At 30.6% G+C, this 21,171-nt stretch carries 19 protein-coding genes; 2 read left to right on the forward strand and 17 right to left on the reverse strand.

What is annotated here, in order from left to right; genetic code table 11:
- Nucleotides 1-35: 35 nt before the first annotated feature.
- Entirely contained in the window at nucleotides 36-1,319 is a 1,284-nt protein-coding gene (gene serS, locus OIF36_02495; protein MCV6599333.1) for a serine--tRNA ligase, read from the forward strand.
- Nucleotides 1,320-1,528: 209 nt separating this feature from the next.
- On the opposite strand, the gene OIF36_02500 is transcribed toward serS, so the two are convergent.
- The 9 genes from OIF36_02500 to OIF36_02540 all read right to left on the reverse strand — a co-directional run bounded on the left by OIF36_02500 (nucleotide 1,529) and on the right by OIF36_02540 (nucleotide 10,545).
- Nucleotides 1,529-2,521 carry an integrase core domain-containing protein gene (locus OIF36_02500; protein ID MCV6599334.1) on the reverse strand — a complete coding sequence of 331 codons (993 nt, stop codon included), beginning with the start codon at nucleotides 2,519-2,521 and terminating at the stop codon, nucleotides 1,529-1,531.
- A 356-nt stretch (nucleotides 2,522-2,877) separates the two neighbouring features.
- Complete coding sequence (locus OIF36_02505) at nucleotides 2,878-3,417, reverse strand: NADH peroxidase (protein ID MCV6599335.1); 540 nt, start codon at nucleotides 3,415-3,417, stop codon at nucleotides 2,878-2,880.
- A gap of 18 nt (nucleotides 3,418-3,435) precedes the next feature.
- The gene (locus OIF36_02510) at nucleotides 3,436-3,846 is read right to left on the reverse strand and encodes a transcriptional repressor (GenBank protein MCV6599336.1); all 411 of its coding nucleotides are present in this window, start codon (nucleotides 3,844-3,846) and stop codon (nucleotides 3,436-3,438) included.
- Between the two features lie 113 nt (nucleotides 3,847-3,959).
- Nucleotides 3,960-5,615, reverse strand: a complete 1,656-nt coding sequence (recN, locus tag OIF36_02515; protein ID MCV6599337.1) for a DNA repair protein RecN — start codon at nucleotides 5,613-5,615, stop codon at nucleotides 3,960-3,962.
- A 60-nt stretch (nucleotides 5,616-5,675) separates the two neighbouring features.
- Nucleotides 5,676-6,437 carry an outer membrane protein assembly factor BamD gene (locus OIF36_02520; protein ID MCV6599338.1) on the reverse strand — a complete coding sequence of 254 codons (762 nt, stop codon included), beginning with the start codon at nucleotides 6,435-6,437 and terminating at the stop codon, nucleotides 5,676-5,678.
- A 6-nt stretch (nucleotides 6,438-6,443) separates the two neighbouring features.
- On the reverse strand, nucleotides 6,444-7,637 hold the full coding sequence (locus OIF36_02525) for an OmpA family protein (protein ID MCV6599339.1): 1,194 nt from the start codon (nucleotides 7,635-7,637) through the stop codon (nucleotides 6,444-6,446).
- Between the two features lie 75 nt (nucleotides 7,638-7,712).
- Nucleotides 7,713-8,741 carry a tRNA (adenosine(37)-N6)-threonylcarbamoyltransferase complex transferase subunit TsaD gene (tsaD, locus tag OIF36_02530; GenBank protein ID MCV6599340.1) on the reverse strand — a complete coding sequence of 343 codons (1,029 nt, stop codon included), beginning with the start codon at nucleotides 8,739-8,741 and terminating at the stop codon, nucleotides 7,713-7,715.
- Nucleotides 8,741-9,202, reverse strand: a complete 462-nt coding sequence (locus OIF36_02535; GenBank protein ID MCV6599341.1) for a DUF2497 domain-containing protein — start codon at nucleotides 9,200-9,202, stop codon at nucleotides 8,741-8,743. The genes tsaD and OIF36_02535 overlap by 1 nt, the downstream gene beginning before the upstream one ends.
- Before the next feature lie 2 nt (nucleotides 9,203-9,204).
- Nucleotides 9,205-10,545: a TolC family outer membrane protein gene (locus OIF36_02540; GenBank protein ID MCV6599342.1), complete on the reverse strand. Its 1,341-nt coding sequence runs from the start codon at nucleotides 10,543-10,545 to the stop codon at nucleotides 9,205-9,207.
- Between the two features lie 157 nt (nucleotides 10,546-10,702).
- Between OIF36_02540 and OIF36_02545 the strand changes: the two genes are divergently transcribed.
- A complete protein-coding gene (locus OIF36_02545; GenBank protein ID MCV6599343.1) occupies nucleotides 10,703-12,358 on the forward strand; it encodes a M23 family metallopeptidase in 1,656 nt (551 codons plus the stop codon).
- Nucleotides 12,359-12,403: 45 nt separating this feature from the next.
- Here the strand turns inward: OIF36_02545 and OIF36_02550 are convergent, their stop codons facing one another.
- The 8 genes from OIF36_02550 to murD all read right to left on the reverse strand — a co-directional run bounded on the left by OIF36_02550 (nucleotide 12,404) and on the right by murD (nucleotide 21,171).
- Nucleotides 12,404-13,051, reverse strand: a complete 648-nt coding sequence (locus tag OIF36_02550; GenBank protein MCV6599344.1) for a hypothetical protein — start codon at nucleotides 13,049-13,051, stop codon at nucleotides 12,404-12,406.
- Nucleotides 13,052-13,183: 132 nt separating this feature from the next.
- Nucleotides 13,184-14,680 (reverse strand): cell division protein FtsZ, encoded by a 1,497-nt coding sequence (gene ftsZ, locus OIF36_02555; protein MCV6599345.1) that lies wholly within the window; start codon nucleotides 14,678-14,680, stop codon nucleotides 13,184-13,186.
- Nucleotides 14,681-14,716: 36 nt separating this feature from the next.
- Complete coding sequence (gene ftsA / locus OIF36_02560) at nucleotides 14,717-15,952, reverse strand: cell division protein FtsA (protein MCV6599346.1); 1,236 nt, start codon at nucleotides 15,950-15,952, stop codon at nucleotides 14,717-14,719.
- Between the two features lie 67 nt (nucleotides 15,953-16,019).
- On the reverse strand, nucleotides 16,020-16,745 hold the full coding sequence (locus OIF36_02565; GenBank protein MCV6599347.1) for an FtsQ-type POTRA domain-containing protein: 726 nt from the start codon (nucleotides 16,743-16,745) through the stop codon (nucleotides 16,020-16,022).
- Nucleotide 16,746: 1 nt separating this feature from the next.
- Complete coding sequence (murB, locus tag OIF36_02570; protein ID MCV6599348.1) at nucleotides 16,747-17,631, reverse strand: UDP-N-acetylmuramate dehydrogenase; 885 nt, start codon at nucleotides 17,629-17,631, stop codon at nucleotides 16,747-16,749.
- A 2-nt stretch (nucleotides 17,632-17,633) separates the two neighbouring features.
- Nucleotides 17,634-18,719 carry an undecaprenyldiphospho-muramoylpentapeptide beta-N-acetylglucosaminyltransferase gene (murG, locus tag OIF36_02575; GenBank protein ID MCV6599349.1) on the reverse strand — a complete coding sequence of 362 codons (1,086 nt, stop codon included), beginning with the start codon at nucleotides 18,717-18,719 and terminating at the stop codon, nucleotides 17,634-17,636.
- 65 nt (nucleotides 18,720-18,784) lie between these two features.
- Complete coding sequence (locus OIF36_02580) at nucleotides 18,785-19,897, reverse strand: putative lipid II flippase FtsW (protein ID MCV6599350.1); 1,113 nt, start codon at nucleotides 19,895-19,897, stop codon at nucleotides 18,785-18,787.
- Complete coding sequence (murD, locus tag OIF36_02585; protein MCV6599351.1) at nucleotides 19,894-21,171, reverse strand: UDP-N-acetylmuramoyl-L-alanine--D-glutamate ligase; 1,278 nt, start codon at nucleotides 21,169-21,171, stop codon at nucleotides 19,894-19,896. The genes OIF36_02580 and murD overlap by 4 nt, the downstream gene beginning before the upstream one ends.

Consider the following 21,171-nt stretch of genomic DNA (forward strand, 5'->3'; position numbering starts at 1 on the left):
TTTAAGTTAAAAATTATACAAAGGAAAAATCAAAAATGTTAGATATAAAATTTATTAAAGAAAACCCAGAGGTTGTTAAAAATGCCTGTGAAGTAAAGGGCTTTGCTTGTGATATTGATAGACTTCTAGAATTAGAAATAATTGTTAGAAACAATGACACTAAGATTCAAGAGCTTCAAGCAGAAAAAAATAGCCTTTCAGCTAAAATAAAATCAGCTACAAACGAAGAAAGACCAGCTATAATTGAAGCTTCAAAAAAAGCTGGGGAAGAAATTAAAAAAATTGAAGAGGAACTAACCCCTTTAAAGAATGAATTGAAAGATTTAATACTATCAGTTCCTCAAATACCTCATAAGGATATGCCTATAGGGAAAACTGATGAAGACAATGTTGTTCTTAGAACAGAAGGTGAAATACCAGAACTTGATTTTGAACCTTTATCTCACTTTGATCTTTGTGAAAAAAATGATTGGGCTGATTTTCAAAGAGTATCAAATGTTTGTGGTTCAAGAAGTATATTATGTTTAAAAGGTAGATTAGCTAGATTAGAGTTTGCTCTATATAACTACATGCAAGATAAAATGGAAGAAGCAGGATTTACTCAATTAAACCTACCTGCTCTAATTAAAAAAGAAGCTATCTTTGATGCAGGACATTTTCCAGGAAGCGACATGAGTGTTATGGATAACGATGTTTTTGCTTTAGGTAATGACAATCGCTCTCTTGCGGGTACATCAGAAATTGCTATAAACTCTTTACATGCGGGAGAAGTAATTGATGAGAGCAAACTACCTCTAATGTATACAGCATACTCAACTTGTTTCAGAAGAGAAGCAGGGGCTGCTGGTAAAGATACTAGAGGATTTGTAAGAGGAAATCAGTTTAACAAGCAAGAAATGTATGTATTTTGTAAAAATGACCCTAAAGAATCTCAAAAAATGTTCGAATTAATGTTCGGATTATTCGAGAGCTTTGTATCAGAAATGGAAATGCCATATCATGTTTTAGAGGCATGTTCTGGAGATGTTGGATTTAATAAAGTTAAGATGCATGATTTAGAGGCTTGGTCTCCAGCTCAAAATAGATACATTGAGTTAGGTAGTTGTTCTATAATACATGACTTCCAAGCTAGAAGAACAAAAACTAGATATAAAAATCAAGAAACTGGCAAAATAGAGTATTGTCATACATTAAACAATACTTGTTTAGCTACTCCTAGATTTTTAGCTTTATTCTTAGAGAACCATCAAACAGCTGAAGGTAAAGTTAAACTTCCTGAAAAGCTAAGACCTTATATGGGTGGTAAAGAATACTTATAAATCTAAATTTTATTACAGAATAAAAAAGAATCTTTTTAGATTGCACTTTGCAGGTAGAAAGGTTCTTTTTTTTATTGAACACTAATTGCTAATCCACCCTTTTTCCCATTCTCTTTTTTTCTCCTCCTTTTCCCCTTTCCCCATCCTTCTGAACAAAGTGAAGAATCTTTTTATTATGCTATATTATTTTCTCGTCATTCTTGTAGATGTCAAGTAATTCGTGGACAGTTTTCATTAAATTCTATAGGAGTTTTCCCATTTAATCCTTGATGAGGTCTTTCCTCATTGTAATAACATAGATACTCTGCTAGGTTTTGTTTAAAATCCTCAATGCTATCAAAGTCTGTGTCTTCTATTAAATCTTCATGCAAGGTTTTCCAAAACCTCTCTATCTTTCCATTGGTTTGGGGCCTATATGGCTTTGTGTACCTGTGTTTTATTCCATAATATTTTAATAATCTCTCAAATGGATTTGTATCTTTGTTTTTCTTATCTGGTCCTTGACCAAACTCACTGCCGTTATCTGATAATATTTCTTTAAACTTAATATCTGTAAACTCACTAAATGCTCCAAGCATATCCATACTTGCAAACATCACTGTTAAAGATTTTTTATCTTCTATTAACTCTACAAAAGCTATTCTTGTAGCAGCATCAATTAATCCAACCAAATAGTGACTCTTATTAACTTCTAATAATCCTTTAGGTAAGTTATAACAGTCTATATGACCTAGCTCTCCCGCTTTTTCTTTTATTATCTTCCTTCTATTATTTTTCATTTTCTTTTTCAACCTCTGCATTCCTTTATCTCTTAATATATTATATATGGTTGATGGACTAGGAGTGTACTTATGATATTTTCTTTTTAAGATACTATGGATCTCATACCTAGAGCAACCTTTCTCCCTTAACTTTATAATACTTTCCTCTATATTGTAAAGAACCGTCCTTCTTTTTTTAAATTTCGGACCTCTTTTTAATGGAGCTACTCCTTTAGGACTAGGGTTTTGCTTATATTTATTTATATATTTATAAAATGCTTGCCTAGATATATGATGACTATCATATAAATCTTTTACATATTTATACCTTTTATTTTTACCTTGCTTTATTAAATTATGCTCTTTTATTAAGTTTTCTATAAATAAAAAATTATTCCTTAATAATGTTTCGTCTTGTGAATTCTTTAACTTTATGCTCATTATTCGTTCCTTTCCTTCGTTAAATTCATCTTCTTATATTTAACGAAAACTGTCCACGAATTATTTAACATCTACAATTCTGAGTGTAACGAAGAATCTTTTCATGCTTGTGGAATGTGAATTGATATCCAGTAGCACAGTGAGATTCTTCTTCGCTCCGCTCATCAGAATGACCGGCTGAGGATGGATGATGTTTTTTTAGATAAAATCATTCAGAATAACAAATGTGGAAATATTTTCTAAACTATAATAATAAAAATATTTATCCCCTCGTTAAATTACGAGGGGATAAAATTTCAGAAATAAATAAAGTACAGAATTTATTTCCTACTTTCATTGCGAGAAAATTTGGTCTCCTAAAAATATCTTTTTAGTAAACCGCTGAAACCAGAACCATGTCTAGCTTCATCTTTAGCCATTTCATGAACAGTATCATGAATAGCATCAAGATTCAATTTTTTAGCTTCTGTAGCTAAATCTTTTTTACCTTGGCAAGCACCATGCTCAGCAGCAGCTCTTAACTCTAAGTTCTTTTTAGTAGAATCTGTAACAACTTCTCCTAAAAGCTCTGCAAATTTAGCTGCATGTTCAGCCTCTTCAAAAGCATATCTTTTAAATGCTTCTGCAATTTCTGGATAACCTTCTCTATCAGCAACCCTACTCATAGCTAAATACATACCTACTTCACAACACTCACCATTAAAGTTATCTCTTAACCCCTCTATAATATGTTCTGGAGCATCTTTTGCTATCCCAACAACATGCTCATCTGCATAACCCTCATCATCTTTTTTTTCTGTAAATTTATCTTGTCCTACTGCACAAACTGGACAAAGAATTGGAGCTTCATCTCCTTCATGAACATAACCACAAACTGTACATACAAATTTTTTCATTACTAAACCTTTCCTATTTTAAATAAACTTTCCTTGTATGGTAATATTGACATCTTTTATGTCAAAACCCTCTATATTATTACTCTCTATAAAGTCTTTAACAAAGGAAATTATTCCATTATCAAAGTAATCCTTTATTAAGTCTTTTTCCTCATCTATTAAGTGCAAATGAAAATCTGTATTGCCATCATATTTAGCAACACCATTATCACTGTCTATTTTTTTGATAAGATTATTTTTTTCAAATAGCTCTAGAGTATTATATACACTAGCTAAAGATATAACTACATTCTTATTTTTAAGTTTTTGCATCACATCTTCTGCAGTAAAATGAACATTTTTTACATCCATTAACTCTAAGATACTTAATCTTTGAGATGTAACTCTTATATTCTTATTTTTTAACAGTGATAAATATTTATTTTTCACAATCGCCCTCTTTTTTAATGATTCTAAAATTAGAATAATTCTAAACTGTAATTTTGTCAAGTTATTTATGCAAAAAAAATAGCCCCTATTTTATCAGAGCTATTTTAATTAATTTAAGACAGTAATTTTTCTGCGAGCTTTACACCCTCTTCTGTAATTTCTTCTCCCGATATCATTCGAGCTATTTCATCAACTCTATGATTGTCATCTATTATCTTAATATTAGTCAATAAATCTTCTCCAATCATAGCCTTTTGTACTTTAAGGTGATTATGGGCTCTAGCTGCAACCTGTGCACTATGAGTAATAACAAGTAATTGCAGATGCTTACTCAAAGAGAATAACTTTTTACCCACAGCATCAGCAGTAGCTCCACCGACACCAGAATCTACTTCATCAAATATCATAACTGGTAGAGAAGCATTCTTCGCAACAATAACTTTAATAGCTAGCATAAACCTTGCTAACTCACCACCTGAAGCGATTTTATTTAAATCGCCCAAAGGAGATTTGGGATTTGTAGCAATTTTAAATTCTACATTATCAATACCGTCTGAAGAAATATCTTTAGACTTAATTGCAACTTTAAATCTTGCCTTCTCTAGTTTTAACTCTGGCAGTTCTTTCATTACAAAGTTAGTTAAATTTTCTCCATATTTTTTTCGCTCTAAAGATAAAGCTTCAGCTTTACTTAAATAATTAACCTTAGCTTCTTTAATATTAGATTTAACTTTTCTGATTTCTTCATCAATGTTTTCGATTAAATCTAATTTAGCTTTAAAATCATCTTTAACTTTCACCAAATCATCAACTGAGCATTTATATTTTCTAGCTAAACCTTTTAATAAGAAGAATCTTTCTTCCACCTCTTCCAAAGAGCTTAAAGATATTTCACTAGTTTTATTCATATATTCTTGAAGCTCTATAATAGAGTTTTGCATTTCTGCCATTGCACCATCTAAAGCATTTGTTAGAGGATTTATTTCTTCTCCAGCTTTATCAGCTACTTTATCTATAGCAACAATAGCTGATGAAAGCTTGCTTTCAGCACCTTGATAGTCAGTTAAGTTTTCTCTCACCTCTTTTAGTGCATCAATTATTTTACCTTGATTAAGGAGTTTATATCTTAACTCGCTTATCTCTTGCTCTTCATTTGGCTGAGGATCTACCTTATCTATTTCTTGATATGCAAATGCATAATATTCTTCATCTCTAGCAGAGTTTTCTGCTTGCATTTCTAAGTCTGCTAATTTCGATTTTAAATCTTTTAATTTATAGTATAAGCTCGCAACTTCTTTTTTATCTTTATCTGTTCCCGCAAAAGAGTCTAAAACATTGATATGATTTTTAACATTCAACAATCCTTGAGTCTCAAATTGACCATGAATTTCAACCAATTCATTTCCAACTTTTCTCATAAAATTAATTGGGACAGGCATCCCATTTATATAACCTTTACTCTTTCCATCAGCAGATATAGTTCTTTTTAAAATCAATTCACTATCTTCAGTTTCTATATCTTGTTCTGAAAGAATTTTAAAAACAGGGTGATTCTTTTCTAAATCAAAACTAGAAACCACCATAGCTTTATCTTGCCCATGACGAATCAACCCAACATCCGAGCGATATCCTAAAGACAAACCCAAACTATCTAACAGTATAGATTTACCCGCTCCAGTTTCACCTGTAAGAACATTAAGCCCCGTTTTAAAGTCTATATGGAGCTCATTTATCAATACTATATTTTTTATAAAAATAGATGTTAACATGATTTAATTTATATATTAAATATGATTCATTGTCAATTAAAGAAAGCTTTACAGAACAGATTATTGATCAGCTAAATTATTTTCTTTAAGCAAATTATAAGCTAACCTATACCATTCACTGTTTGGATAATTATAAGACAATATAGCTCCCATTTTTTTAGCTTCTGTATATATACCAATAGATAAGTAGCTCTCAACCAATCTATATAAAGCCTCTTCTATATATGCTGTTGTTTGATAGTCTTTGACAACATTATTAAATCTATTTATTGCTGCATTATAAAACTTTCTATTTAAATAGTACCTCCCTATAGACATTTGCTGTCCAGCAAGATTAGTTTTAGTTAAATCTATTTTCAACTTAGCATCTTTTGCATAGCTAGTTTTAGGGAATCTTCTTATAACTTCATCCATAGAATACAATGCTAATTCTGTAACAGTTTGATCTTTCGTTACATCCTGAATTTGCTCATAATAGCAAAGAGCTCTTAAATAATAAGCATAAGCTATATCTTTATCAACAGGATGTAGCTCTATATATCTATCTAAAGCAAGTAAAGCATCATCATATTTCATATTTTTGTAATAAGAGTATGCTGACATAAGTTGTGATTTTGTTGCCCAAACAGAATAAGGATGCTGTCTTTCAAGCTCTTCAAAAGCCTCAACAGCGGATTGATAACTTTCATTATCCAAAAAACTCTTAGCTTTGATATATAAATCAGCAACGGTTTCTTCTTGATAAGAGTCGTCAACAACTGGAACTTGTGTTCTAGCACAGGCACTAATCATTAATAGCAATAATAGAGTAATTTTCTTCATAAAAACCTACTGAAAATTAACCACTACTTTTCTATACTCAGAGTTTTTAACTCCGTCTTGATCTGGAGTAGCATTCTCACCGAAAGCAAAGAATGAAACCTTAGAAGCATCAATCCCCTCTTTTATTAACATATTTTTAATAGTTCTTCCTCTATTTTCTGAAATTCTTTTATTAACTTTATCAGAGCCTGATCTATCAGTATAAGCTTTGATAATTATATAACTATAATCACCGGCTTTAAATGCTTCTGCAATACTACTAATTTTCACTACATCCCCAGATTTAGGAGATGTGTAGTTTAAAGCAAAGAATAAATTATATTCTCCATTTGATACTTTTTCTATTTTTATATCAGAATCAGCTTCTTCTGGGAATTCTTCTTTGATAAGAGAAATAATCTCTTCTTCTATAACTTCCATTTCTTCCTGAGCTTCTTCTACATTCAAGTAATTTGCATAATATAAATCTCTAACTTCTTCTAAATCTAAATATTTAGCATTTTCATCCATAGAGAAACCATCTACGATTGCATCCAAACTTTCCTCTGAAGCATATAAACTTGAGCCTTCTCCATAACTATGAATATTATTAAATGCCATTGACCATTTGTCTGAAAAATTCTTTTTACAAGTTCTTGCTTCTAAACTTGTAGCATTTTCTGCTTGTTCTTCAATCCAGCAGTCAAAATAAACTTGAGCTTTAGCAACATTTATAGGATCTTTTAAAATACCCTCATCATAAATAAGATTCATCATATCTTCTGATGCCCATTTAATCTCTTCAAATCTTCTTCTTTCAACTCTCCAGTCTCTAACATTCTCTGGCAAAGGATATGTTCCTTTTGCAGCACTTACAGCTTTATTAAAGAAATACCTTCCGTCAATATAGTCTTTTTCATTTTTATATTCATTCATAGCTAAATCAAAATATTCCATAGCAATAATTTTAGAATATAAATCTAAAGTTTCATTTTCTCCGATTTGAACTTTAGCTTGCTCTATAAAAGAATCTTTATATTTATTACACTCAAGACCTTTAAAAACATCAAAAGCATCTTCTCTATAAACAAAACTTTTATGTTTTTCTGGATTAACAGCTTTGTTGTACCTCGCTATTCTATTATCTTCTAATTTTTGTTGAATATGAGAGCAACCAGAAACACTAGCTACAGCCATAAGTAAAAACACTATTTTTTTCATTTTAAATATCCTTCCACAAAATAAAATCTATTTAGTCAAAATTTAGCACCTTTTAATAAATAGTGCAAGTTATTATTAATCTGACAGAGGCCATCTAGGTCTAGGAGCAAATGATAGATCATCTACAAGCCCCAGCTTAAATCTTTCCATACCTGCCCAAGCAATCATAGCTCCATTGTCTGTACATTGTTTAATCGGAGGAGCAGAAAAAACCATATCATTTTTATCTGCAAGTCGTGATATAGCATCTCTTATATATTGGTTAGCAGCAACACCCCCAGAAACAACTAGATCCTTACCTTCTGGAAAATCTTCTCTAAAAATATCTATAGCTTTTTGTAGTTTTAAAACCATAATATCAGCAATAGTTTTTTGTAAAGAAGCGGATATATCATTTACATCTTGCTCTTTTAAAGTTTGCTCTTCTGAGACCAATTTCTCAACCTGCAAACGAACCGCCGTTTTTAATCCAGAGAAAGAAAAATCACAGTTGTTTTTATTAGCTAAAGGCTTTGGAAATGAGAATCTATTTTCATCACCCAGTTTTGCACTTTGCTCTATTTTAGGTCCGCCAGGATAACCTAGCCCCATTATTTTCGCAATCTTATCAAAAGCTTCACCAGCAGCATCATCTATAGTTGCTCCTAACTGTTTATATTTGCCAACACCCTCAACAATTAATATTTGGCAATGCCCTCCTGATGTCAACATTAATAAGTATGGGAACTTAACATCATTAGTAAGCCTAGCCATCAAAGCATGCCCTTCTAAATGGTTTACTGCAACAAAAGGAATCTTATGAGCTAAAGATATAGCCTTTGCATTCATAACACCAATCATAACTCCACCTATTAACCCAGGACCACCTGTAGCACAAACACAAGATAAATCTTTAAAGGAAATCCCTGCTTCTTCCAGTGCTTGTTTAATTATATCATCAATATAATTAAGATGACTCCTTGCAGCGATTTCTGGTACAACTCCCCCATATTGCTCATGCTCTTTCAACTGAGTAAGAACCACATTAGATAAAAGCCCTCTTTTATCATCTACAACTGCAGCAGATGTCTCATCACAACTTGTTTCTATGCCTAAAACTAACATTATTTTTTCGGTTCCTTATATTTTTTAAGAATACTGTACATATTTTTATCTATCCAGTCCTTTAAAAGACTTTTTGCTTCTTCTCTAACAATTGTCTCTATTTTCTCATTTGATATATTAATATTTGGTCTTTTTTTGTTCAAGTTAACAACGGTTCCATCTTTTTTTATCATTCTATTCAAGATAAAGACTTCTTTGTTACTACAGTTAATAACAGGCTCTTCAACATCATCCTCAGACGAAAATACAGCCTCTGCACCCTCATCATCTATTTCCTCTTCGATATCACTTTCAGCACTTGAGGACTCTTCTACAGAATAAACATCTTTCAAGCTTTCATTAACTCCACCCTTCCAAACATCACCATGTTCATCTAATTCCTCTAAGATTTGATCATCTTCCGAAGTCATCGCTTGTTTTAATGAGCTCAATGTTTGTTTTATATCAGGTCTTTCTTGCATAGTTAATTAACTCCAACGCCCCACCATTTATTTTTAACTTTATTGTAGTTATCTTCTGGGTTCCAATAATCTACATCTAATTTTAAATCTTTAGCTGTTAAGCATCCTATTTTTGATAACAATTCATAAGATTTATATATTTTATCTCTATGAGATTTTATTAAATCAACTTTTGAATCTAATAAATCTTGCTCTGCATCTAACACATCAATAACAGTTCTTGATCCAACCAACTCTTCTTCTTGAACACCTTTAAGAGCAATATCATTTGCCTCTATTTGCAATTCTCTTGCACTGATAGTAGAAATGGCTGCTTGGTAAGTTTGCCAAGCTCTTACTATATCATAACTCACTTCTCTTTTTGTTTTAACCACATCAATGCTTTTTTGGTTAGACAAATGTTTTGCCTGTCTAATTTTCGAGCTTACACTACCACTTTTATAAAGAGGTATTGTTAAATTAGCTGTTATATAGCTATTATCTGTATCATCAATAGAATCCGACACATCATAGTTTTTTCTAATCCCACCTGTAATAGTTACTTCTGGTAGCAATCCTGCATATTTAACATTTACATCATCTTTTGATGCTTTTTCCAAATAAATAGCACTTCTAATATCAGGATTATATTTCATAGCTAAATTTATAGCTTCTGTTTGAGATGCTGGAATTTTTGATATTAAGCTAGGATCTTTTAGATCGTGAGGATATTCTCCGACAATACTTTGATAATAAGAAATGCTTGAGTTTAAATCGCTTTTTGCAGACACTCTATCAGCAATAGCCTCTGACAAACTAGCTTCTGCTTGACTTACATCTGTTTGAGTAAGTTCTCCGACTTCAAATCTAGATTTTGTAGCTTCTAGCTTTTTTTCTAAAACTTTTACATTTTTGTCATTTAAATCAAGAATTGCTCTATCTCTTATAACATCAACATAAGCTTTTACAGCTGATAATAGAACAGTATTCTCAACCTTTTTTAAATTTTCATGATAAGACTTAACCTTATTCTTTGCACTACGAACTGAAGCAACTGTTTCTCCACCTTTATATAGAGGTTGGCTAACTGATAATAGTACACTCTCAGATGTATTATTCCCATCTGATGAACTAACTGGACTTGTATTTTTATCTTCATATGAAACAGATCCCGAAGCTTGAATAGCAGGTCTCCAACCAGATAAAGCTTGAGCAACATTTTCATCATTTGATTTTACTGTTTGTCTCATACTTCTTATTGTTGGATTATTGTTGTATGTCTTAACTAAAACAGAGTTTAAAACACTAGCTTGTGAGGCATTAGCAAACATTGTCAAGCATAACAAATAAACATATTTTTTCATTAATTAATCATCCTATATATTGTGTTTATGTATTTGTCTCAGAGTATAAAGAATTTATTCAACCTTATCAAGCATTTTTTATAAAAAAGCTTTAAAACTTGACACCGCAAATAAAATGATTAAAATGATGAAATAAGATAACAATAAAAGATTGCATATGAAAGAAAAAACTTTAATAATAATCAAAAAAATCAATGAACATTTCAATACAGTAGTTGACTTTTCAATGAAAAAGACAATATTATTTTCAAAAATATTATTTTGGAAAACATCTGTCTTAACATCATTAATTGCTAAAAAAATCAAACCTATAATTAGCAACAGCATATTAAAAATAGAGAATTCTGAAGACTGGAAAATATGCGAAAAAAAAGCTCATAAGCTAAAAAATGATATATTAAAATACATACCAAACACAATAATAGACATAGTTATATACATAATCGAATCTGTTCTATACTTCATTAAAACAACACTCCTAATATTATTAAAGTTATTAAAATTTATCGCTTTGGACACAATAAAGCAATTACAGCTACTTCCTCAAAAGCATAAAAGATTTGTATTCTTAGCTTTTATTATTTTTATAGTATCCATGTCTCTGTTTAAAGAAACACATACTATTGAGAAAAAAGTAGAGCCTTCGACAAAGATTGAAGAAGAACTTACTCCAGAAGAAATGGAGAAAACAACTAAAGAAGTAAAAAAAGAAATTATCGAGCTTCCAAAAATTGAGAAGAAAGAAGTTGTTATAAAAAGAGGCGATACTTTAGTAGAAATACTTCAGGTAAATTATATTGAATATAATGAAATTGACTCTGTTATAAAAACTTTAAAAAGCTGTTACAACCCAAAACAACTTTACCCTGGGAAAAAAATTAATATACTTTTTGAAGACGAAAAATTTCATGGCTTAGAAATAAGCATCTCTAAAGAAGAGATTTGTGTTATAGAAAAAAACAAAGATAATAAATTCAAAGCTAAGAAAATAAAAAAAGAATTAAAAAGAAAATTAGTTGAAAAAAAAGCAACAATCACTAGCTCTTTATTTAGAGATGGTGAAAAAGCAAAAATACCTCACAATATAATGTTAGACATGTTACAAATTTATTCATGGGATGTCGATTTTGTTAGAGATATAAAAAAGAACGATTCTTTCACAGTTATATATGAAACATTTTCAGACAACGAGGGCAACTTCATAAAAAATGGAGATATTGTGTTTGCTAACATGAATCTATCAGGAGCAAATATTCCGCTATACTCTTTTAAAGGGGACTTTTACAAAGAAGATGGTAGCAACATTAAGAAAGCATTATTAAGAACACCTATAAATGGAGCTAGAATATCTTCCTCTTTCGGCATGAGAAGACATCCTATTTTAGGGTATTCTAAATTTCATGGTGGAGTAGACTTCGCTGCACCTAAAGGGACACCTATATATGCTGCTGGAGACGGAAAAATAATAAGAAGAAGTTATGATAGATTTAATGGTAACTTAATAAGAATAAAACACAACTCTACATATGCTACGGGATATGCTCATATGTCAAAATTTGCTGCAAACCTTAGAGTAGGATCTAGAGTTAAACAAGGTCAGGTAATAGGATATGTAGGTACTACAGGGAGATCAACGGGGAATCATCTACATTATGAAATAGTAAAAAATGGTAAAAAAGTTGACCCTGTAAAAGTTAAATTACCTAATAAAGAAGCTTTAAAAGATGAAGAACTTAAAGAATTCAAAAAAACTATTTTAGAAACAAGAATAAAAATAGGCACATTATGCAAACCAACAAAAAAACCTATATAAAAATATAGGTTTTTTTACTAAAATAAAACATAATTAAATAAAAAGTTATGATAACACATGCCCTGTAAACACAGATTTTCTAGAATCAAATTTCTTTACTTTCACTTTATCAAAATCAGCAAGAATATATTTTGCACTTTCCATATTACCATTAGATATTTTCTTTTCTAAGATATAACCCTTGACTTTTTCTCTAACTTTTATGTTTTCTATTTTTCTTTTCAAAGATTTCATTACAGGATATAGTTTTTCTTTTCTTAAAAGCTTATTATATGGTATAGCTTCAACAATATCATCTATTCTAAAACCATTAGAACTATCGATAGCACTTGCGATTAAATCTTCTGGCACATCCTTTTGTTGAGATAAATACTCAATAGCTTCACCAACATATCTGGTTCCTTCAGTAAGCCTAAAAAGAAAACAGCTAGATTTATTTTTCGCTGGACAATCATCTCTTGATATCGCTTTTAACATTTTAATATTTTTATTATCTTTATAATCTTTTGTTAGAGTAAGAATATCATCTACATGACTATTATTAAAGTTTTTACACTTTGCCAAAAAACTTATAGCTATATCAAAGTTATCAACTCTAGTATTATCTATAACTTCTTGTATTTGATTAGCAGTTATAGTTTTATAATCTAATTCTCCTCCTGCTAACTGTACTATTTTACAATTATTTCTCATCTTTTTCCTTTTCTTTTATTACATTACAATATCAAATAGTGGAGAGAAACTATATCATAAAAACCTCTATAAATCAAATATAAAATAGAGAGTTTTTCAACTCTCTATTTTATTTAATAATATAATGATTTTTTATCTACTTAAAAAGTCTGGCAATACCATATCTTCATACTTTTCTTTTTTCTCTATAACATTATCATCAGATTCAACTTCTTTTTTATCTTTAGATTTCATTATTCTTTTCATGAAGCTTTCTTTTTCAGTTTTCATTTCTTCAGGTCTTGCAGCTACCATTGGTTCTTCAACTACTGTAGCTTTAACATCCTGAGGTCTTATTACTTCCCCATGTTCAGAAATTTTAACAATATTTTCTTCCTTTGCTTCAGCTACTACAGGAATATCTTCAGCTTTTTCAAAATCTTCAAATACTTTATCTTCTGTGTTAGTTGAAATATCTGCTTCATCCTCATCTAGTGGAGTAAACAACCCAGGCATTAAAATATCACTATCATCTAAATCTTCAACAACTTTGTCATCCATATTATCTACAGGAGTTACATCTTCTGCAATTTCTGTAATATCCTCTAAATCATCGTCCATGAATGGTCTAGCTACAGCTGGTTTTTTAGCACTACAAACTACATTTCTTACATGACTTGCATCACTCATACCAGTAGCAACTATAGACACTTTAAGAACATCTCCCATAGCATCATCAAGTGTTGTACCAATAATAAACTCGGCTTCATCTTCTGAATCTATTTCTGCTCTTATACGATTTGTAACTGCATCGACTTCAAATAAAGTTATATCTTTAGATCCTGTAATATTAAGAAGAACACCTTTTGCTCCTTTCATAGAAACATTATCTAAAAGAGGATTTGCAATTGCTTTTTCGGCTGCTTCAATCGCTCTATTCTCACCTTCAGCTTCACCAGTCCCCATCATAGCTTCACCCATTTTACCAACAATTTCTTTAATATCAGCAAAATCTTTATTCATTCTACCTTGTTTAACGATTAAGTCAGTTATAGAGCTAACACCAGCATGAAGAACCTCATCCGCCATATTGAAAGCATCTGTCAAAGTTGTATTCTTATCAATTATATTAAATAAGTTTTGGTTTGGAATTATGATTAAAGTATCAACAGAGTTTTTCATATTTTCTAAAGCAGCATCCGCAACTTTTTGTCTTTGTCTTCCTTCAAAATTAAAAGGTTTTGTTACAACACCAACTGTTAAAATACCTTTCTCTCTTAAAGCATTACATATAACAGGAGAAGCACCTGAACCAGTTCCTCCACCCATACCAGCGGTGACAAAAACCATGTTAGAGTCACTTAAGGCTTCAACAACTTCTTCTAGAGTTTCTTCCGCAGAAGCTCTACCAACACTTGGATCTGCTCCAGCACCCAAACCTTTTGTAATCTCCATACCCAATTGTATTTTTCTTTGAGCCTTTGAAGATGACAAAGATTGAGCATCAGTGTTTGCCACTATAAAATCAACTCCCTCAAGACCTGAATCAACCATATTATTTACAGCATTACAACCTGCTCCACCGACACCTAGAACACTAAGTTTTGGCTTTAAATTATTTTCTGTTTCTGCTGCTGCTATATTAATCATACTTTTTTCTCCATTAAAAATTTTATTTTTTATATATTACAAATTTTCTTTTAACCATTCAACTATTTTTTTGAATTTCTTATTTTTTCCTTCTTCTGCTATATCATTTTTACTTATCAATTCAGAAATAGCATATCGAACCAACCCTATAGTAGTTGCTGCACTTGGCTTATCATAAGAAGAAGGCATCCCTACAACTTTTTGAATTCTCCCTATTCTAACAGGTTTATTAAATACATCTTCCGCTATATTTTTAATACCATTTGTTGATGATACTCCTCCAGTAATAACTATTATATTATTACTAACTTTATAAAAAGGATTATCCTCTAAACTAGCATTACATTCTTTTAATATATCAAACACACCTTTCCTGATTATATTAATAAAAGCTGATTTTGATATCTGCTGAGGCATAATATTCATTGAAGAGCCATCCTCTTTATACTCTATAAAACCATTATCATTAAATGAGTTTAAATCTCCTTTTAGAATTTTAAGTTTTTCTGCTGTTGCCAAAGAGCACTTTAAATTATTTCTTATACTCTTAGTTATATGAAAGCCACCTATATTAATTGAATTAGAATAAAGCAAGCAACCTCTCTCAAACATTGCTATATCACAACTATCTTCTCCTATATCAATTATAGTTACACCTATTTCCTTCTCATCTTCAGTTAAACAAGCAAGACCGCTAGCATAAGCAGAATTACAAAAAGCTGATAACTTTAATCTATTCTTTGTTAAAGCATGCTCTACTGTTCTTTTGAAGTTTCTATTAGTCTTTATATAATGAATATCAACACCTAAAACATCTGCATATTGTCCTACAGGATCTTTTATATAATTCTCTCCATTTATAGAGTAATTAACTGGCATAATGTGAATCAAGTCTTCTTTATCATTCTGCAATCTATGAAAAGATTTTGATATTATTTTTTTCAAATACTGTTCAGTTATTATTGCATTATCGAAATCGGAATTTACTTTTGTATATCCACTTTCACACATTAATCCAGAAAAAGATACAACTATCTTATCAACATTTAACTGTGCCATTTCTTCTGCTGATTCAACTGCATTACCAACATCTTGTATTAATTTATCCATATTAGATATAACTCCATTTTTAAGAGCTTTTGATGATGCGGGGTAATATGCTTTAATATTTATTTTAGGAAAATCCAGAGAAATATCAGCCGTAGCAATACAGCAACAAATTTTATTGCTTCCAATATCTAATGTAAATATAGTTTTTGTATTAGCCGACATATGTTTCCTTAATTTCTCAATACTATAAATTATTTAACATGAAGTCATTTTTTTTTCAATACAAATCTTACTTAATAATTGCCTTATCTTCAAATCTTAAATCTATTAAACTGATATCATATTTAAACAATCCCTCTTGCACTCTTAAATCATTCAACTTTTCAAGTGCAAAAATCACATCTTTCTCTGGCAACATAATCTTTAAGTCATTAACTAAGAATACATCCCATCTTCTATTACCTATATATTCTGCTCTGATCCAATCATCATATAAATAAGGCTGAGTTTCCATATATTTTATAATCTCTGATATATTATTTTCTTCTGATATAATCACTGGTAAATTTTCATATTTTTTAAGAATTTTTTCGCTTAAGACATCTCCTTTTTGATCAACAATAACAAAATCATTATTCTTATTAGAAATTGCTTTAGGCTCTTTTTCAAAAATATTTATAAACAGAGCATCTGGATATTGAATATAAACATTTGCCTTTTCAACCCAAGAGTCTTTTAAAATAATATTTTGAATCTCTCTAATATCTATATCTAAAAGAAGCATACCTTTATCTACATTGATTGATTCAAAAAGTTTTTCAGAGTTAACATTAACCAGCTCATTAATGTTAATTCTCTTTAGAATAAACTCCTCTTCTACACACCTACTATGCAATCTTTCATTAAATTTAGGATAAAAACTATAAGTAGCATAGCATGAAATAGCTAGCAAAAGAACATAACAACTTAGCTTTATTATAAAACTTTTTCTATAGTTCTTTCTTTTTTTACCCATATTATTCACCTAATATTTTTATTTCTGTTTGCAACTCAATGCCAGAGTTTTGCAAAACTTTTTCTTTTGCTAAGTTTATTAAATCCTCAATATCTTTAGATTTTGCATTATCAAAATTAACAATAAAATTTGTGTGCTGTTCTGATATTTTAGCTCCTCCTATAACATGGCCTCTAAGACCCGCTTCATCAATTAGCTTCCAAGCACTACAAGATTCAGGATTTTTAAATGTAGACCCCCCTGTTTTTGCTCTAATTGGTTGAGAGTTTTTTCTACTCTCCGCCATATCTAACATAATATTTGTTATTTCTTCTGGAGTTGAATGTTCAGTTTTAAAAATTGCTGATAAAATTATTTCCTCATCTTTAATTGATGATTTTCTATATGAGAAATAAATTTCATCTGCTGTTACTACTCTTATGTTACCCTGCATGTCCATAATTCTACAAGAAATAAAAATATCTTTTACTTCTTTACCATAGGCTCCTGCATTCATCTTAATAGCCCCACCTACTGTTCCAGGAATAGCATTTAAAAATTCTAATCCTGCTTGACCTTTTTCACAAGCTTTTAAGCATAAATTTCTATTTAATGCTCCAGCACCCACTTCAACAAGTCCTTCTTTTACATCTACAAATTTAAACTTTTCATTCTTTAACTTTATAACTATTCCTTTTATACCATCATCTCTAATAAGAACATTAGATAAATTACCAATAATATAAACAGGAATCTCTGAAGAGACCTTTTTCATAAACTCTTGCAAATCAACGATTGAAGAAGGAGTATAAAAAAAGTCTGCCTTACCTCCAGTCTTAAACCAAGATATAGGCTTTAAATCTTTTTTCTCTTCTACTAAACCATTTATTTTAGGCATCTCAAACATAGTTAAGCCACCTCTTTTTCAATCAAATCTGCCAATCTTTTTTCTGCATCGAGCACACATAGTTCTTTAGCATTTGCTCCAGCTTTTTTTAATATTTCTGGATTTTTTATAAAGTATCTTAATCTCTCTGATAAATTTTTTGCAGTGAAGACATCTTGTTGCATAATCCAACCAGCACCTTTATCAACTAAGATGCTTGCATTTAATGTTTGATGATCTTCCATAGCGATAGGCAGAGGAACTAATATAGAAGCCCTTCCAATAACAAGAAGCTCATTAACAGTTAGAGACCCTGCTCTTCCAATAACCAGATTTGATTGTTTTAGTCTTTTATCCATATCATTGAAGAATGTTGAGACATCTGCTTTTACTTTTATCTTCTTATATAAGCTTTTAACTCTATCTAAATCATTTTCCACAACCTGTTGAGTTATAGTAACTTTTGCCCTATCTTTTACAGATAGCTTTTTAATAGCTTCTGGAATAACTTCACCCAAAACACGAGCCCCTTGAGATCCTCCTGTTATAAGTATATTTATACTATCTTTATTTGGGTATCTATTCTTATGAGCCTTAACAATACTTTTAGAAACAGGGTTCCCTGTGAAGCTGGCTTTCTTTTTATAAAATTTAGATATTTTATCAACATTTCCAAAAGATGTAGCTAGTTTTTTAGCAAATGGCAACATAAATCTATTTGTTCTCCCTAAAAGAGCATTTTGTTCATGCAAAACAATTGGGATATCTAAACAACTAGCAGCGAAAGATGATGGGAAAGAAGCATATCCTCCAAAACTAACTAGAGCATTTGGTTTCATTTTAATAAGAATTCTTAATGCATACAAAAGACCGCAAAAAATATTAAATAATGCACCAACTTTTGCTAAGGCACCTTTTTTAAAAGTTTTTGCTTTTATCAGATAAACATCCACATCTTTAGGAAATCTGTTAATAAATCTTTTACCTCTGTTATCCGTAATCAAACAAACTTTATATTTTCTTTTTATTAACTCTTCTGCTAGAGATGCCGCTGGGAACATATGCCCACCTGTACCCCCTGATGCTAAAACTATTGTTTTTCTTTTCATAAACCTTACCTTTAATTTTTATTAGATAAGATATACCTAGCACAAATAAGAGGTATTTTCAATGCTTAATTATTCTTTTTTGTTAAAGCTAATATCATTCCTACAGAGAACCCTATTGCAACTATAGATGAGCCACCATAGCTTAAAAATGGTAAAGTCATACCTTTTGCTGGCAAAAGCCCTAAAGAAGCTCCCATGTGAACAATACTTTGAGCTCCTAATTGGACTATTAGCCCTGTTGTTGCTAACACAGTGAATAAATCTTGTGATTTTAGAGATAAAAATAAAACTCTAATGATTAGAAATGCAAATAACATAATTATTAATATTGCAAATAATCCGCCAATTTCTTCTCCAGCAACAGCAAAAATAAAATCGGCATGAGAATCTGGAAGCCTTGGACTAACAGTTCCTTGTCCTGCACCAACTCCCCAGAATCCTCCGTTTTTAAAAGCAGATAGAGATTTATCAACCTGATATGTATCTCCAACCGCAGGATTTAAGAATCTGTCTATTCTACTAGCAACATGAGGTAAAGCAAAATACATGCCTACAACTCCGAAAACTAAAAAACCAAATAGAATTGTAATGATAGTAAAAGGAACTCCTGCGACTACTATTTCAGATCCCCAAATCGCAGATGTAATCATCATTTGTCCAAAATCTGGCTGTATGAATAGCAAAAGCAAAACAAGTCCCAAAATCAATCCAGATTTTACAAATTCCTTAATATTTTTCTGTGAGTAACCGCAACTCAATATATAAGCTGTTATAATTGCAAAAAAGGGTTTTACAAACTCAGAGGGTTGAACAGACAAAGGTCCAAACCTCAACCATCTAGTAGCACCTTTAACTGTGTGTCCAATAACTGGCAAAGATAACATCATCAACATAGATATAAAAAACATTAAAAAGCCAAGCCTTTTTATCCCTGTTTTATTTAAAAAAGATGTAAAAAAAGCTATAAAAACCGCAGGCACTAAAAAAATAACATGTCTTATTACAAAATGATTTGGGTTATAACCAGTCCTAATTGCAACACCATATCCTCCAGAGTATATTAGAAATATTCCAAGAAGAATTAAGCAACCTAAAATAAATAATAGCCATCTATCAACTGACCACCACCAGTTTCCTATAATACTTCTATCTGTTCTAGTTAAAAAGTTTTTATTCATAGCTCTTCCACTAATCTTATGAACTCATCTCCACGGTGTTCAAAGCTACTAAACTGATCCCAAGAAGCACAAGCTGGAGATAATAAAACTATATCTCCTGAAGAAGCATCTTCTGCACATTTCTTTACTGCGGCATCTAATGTTTTACAAATCTTATAATTTGAAAAAGAGTTATCTTTAAAAAAGTCAATTAGCTCTTGTTCACACTCTCCAATTACATATGCTGTATTTATCTTAGGCAGGAACTTACTTAAAGAACTAAAACCTCCTTCTTTTGATTGCCCTCCAACTATCCACAATATATTATCATAAGTAGATAAAGCTGTTGAAGAAGCATCACAATTTGTCGCTTTAGAATCATTTATGAACCTAATATTTTCTATTACTCTAACAAGCTGTTGCCTATGTTTTAACCCTGTAAATGTTTTTATAGATTTCACGATTGCTTCAACGGATAATTTTGTAGAGTTTCTTATCATTGCATAAGCAAATGCAATATTTTGATAATTATGAATTCCTTTTAAGAACTCTAAATCATCAACTTTCATAATTGTAAGATCGAAGTCTTTTAGCACTCCATTTTTAACAATTATATTAGCATCATTACCCATAACAGATATTGTGTTTTTATCTTTAAGACTTGTAGAAAACTCTCTACAATAATCATCATCTATAGATATAAACTTTATTTTTGATTTTTCTAAAAGACTACCCTTGATATTCATATAATTTTCTAAAGTTTTGTGTCTTTCTAAATGATCTTGTGATAAGTTTAGAACACCTCCAGAATAAAACTTCATATCATTAATAAGCTCTAATTGATATGATGAAAGTTCTATCACATATATACCATTTTCATCAAGCATATCTAAACTCATTGCAGGATTACCTATATTACCTCCAAGTTGAGACAAAACTCCGTTTGATTGCAATATATGATACATTAAACTAACAGTTGTAGATTTTCCATTTGTTCCTGTAACTCCTAAATAAAATGCATTTGGACAAGCTCTATATAGCAATTCAATATCACAAATAATTTCTATATTCTTTTCCCTCGCTTCTATGGCAATTGGATGCACATTAAAGTCAATTCCTGGAGACCAGACAATCATATCTAAATCAATCAGAAAATCTTTATCTGGATTTACCTTATCATCATAAGTTTTATAATCCACCTCTGCATTTTTCAATGCACTCACTGTTACCTTACCTGTTTTACCAAGCCCAACAACTCCTATTTTTTTACCTTTTAAAAATGATAAATCTATCAT

Source organism: Alphaproteobacteria bacterium (assembly GCA_025800285.1).
Classification (GTDB): Bacteria; Pseudomonadota; Alphaproteobacteria; order JAOXRX01; family JAOXRX01; genus JAOXRX01.

Excerpts from the sequence above, each read along its gene's own strand:
- ftsZ (MCV6599345.1), bottom strand. The coding sequence starts at position 14,680 with ATGATTAATATAGCAGCAGCAGAAACAGAAAATAATTTAAAGCCAAAA.
- OIF36_02545 (MCV6599343.1), top strand. The coding sequence starts at position 10,703 with ATGAAAGAAAAAACTTTAATAATAATCAAAAAAATCAATGAACATTTC.
- recN (MCV6599337.1), bottom strand. The coding sequence starts at position 5,615 with ATGTTAACATCTATTTTTATAAAAAATATAGTATTGATAAATGAGCTC.
- OIF36_02535 (MCV6599341.1), bottom strand. The coding sequence starts at position 9,202 with ATGCAAGAAAGACCTGATATAAAACAAACATTGAGCTCATTAAAACAA.
- OIF36_02500 (MCV6599334.1), bottom strand. The coding sequence starts at position 2,521 with ATGAGCATAAAGTTAAAGAATTCACAAGACGAAACATTATTAAGGAAT.
- OIF36_02565 (MCV6599347.1), bottom strand. The coding sequence starts at position 16,745 with ATGGGTAAAAAAAGAAAGAACTATAGAAAAAGTTTTATAATAAAGCTA.
- murB (MCV6599348.1), bottom strand. The coding sequence starts at position 17,631 with ATGTTTGAGATGCCTAAAATAAATGGTTTAGTAGAAGAGAAAAAAGAT.
- murG (MCV6599349.1), bottom strand. The coding sequence starts at position 18,719 with ATGAAAAGAAAAACAATAGTTTTAGCATCAGGGGGTACAGGTGGGCAT.
- serS (MCV6599333.1), top strand. The coding sequence starts at position 36 with ATGTTAGATATAAAATTTATTAAAGAAAACCCAGAGGTTGTTAAAAAT.
- OIF36_02540 (MCV6599342.1), bottom strand. The coding sequence starts at position 10,545 with ATGAAAAAATATGTTTATTTGTTATGCTTGACAATGTTTGCTAATGCC.
- OIF36_02550 (MCV6599344.1), bottom strand. The coding sequence starts at position 13,051 with ATGAGAAATAATTGTAAAATAGTACAGTTAGCAGGAGGAGAATTAGAT.
- murD (MCV6599351.1), bottom strand. The coding sequence starts at position 21,171 with ATGATAGATTTATCATTTTTAAAAGGTAAAAAAATAGGAGTTGTTGGG.
- OIF36_02520 (MCV6599338.1), bottom strand. The coding sequence starts at position 6,437 with ATGAAGAAAATTACTCTATTATTGCTATTAATGATTAGTGCCTGTGCT.
- OIF36_02580 (MCV6599350.1), bottom strand. The coding sequence starts at position 19,897 with ATGAATAAAAACTTTTTAACTAGAACAGATAGAAGTATTATAGGAAAC.
- OIF36_02505 (MCV6599335.1), bottom strand. The coding sequence starts at position 3,417 with ATGAAAAAATTTGTATGTACAGTTTGTGGTTATGTTCATGAAGGAGAT.
- tsaD (MCV6599340.1), bottom strand. The coding sequence starts at position 8,741 with ATGTTAGTTTTAGGCATAGAAACAAGTTGTGATGAGACATCTGCTGCA.
- OIF36_02525 (MCV6599339.1), bottom strand. The coding sequence starts at position 7,637 with ATGAAAAAAATAGTGTTTTTACTTATGGCTGTAGCTAGTGTTTCTGGT.
- ftsA (MCV6599346.1), bottom strand. The coding sequence starts at position 15,952 with ATGTCGGCTAATACAAAAACTATATTTACATTAGATATTGGAAGCAAT.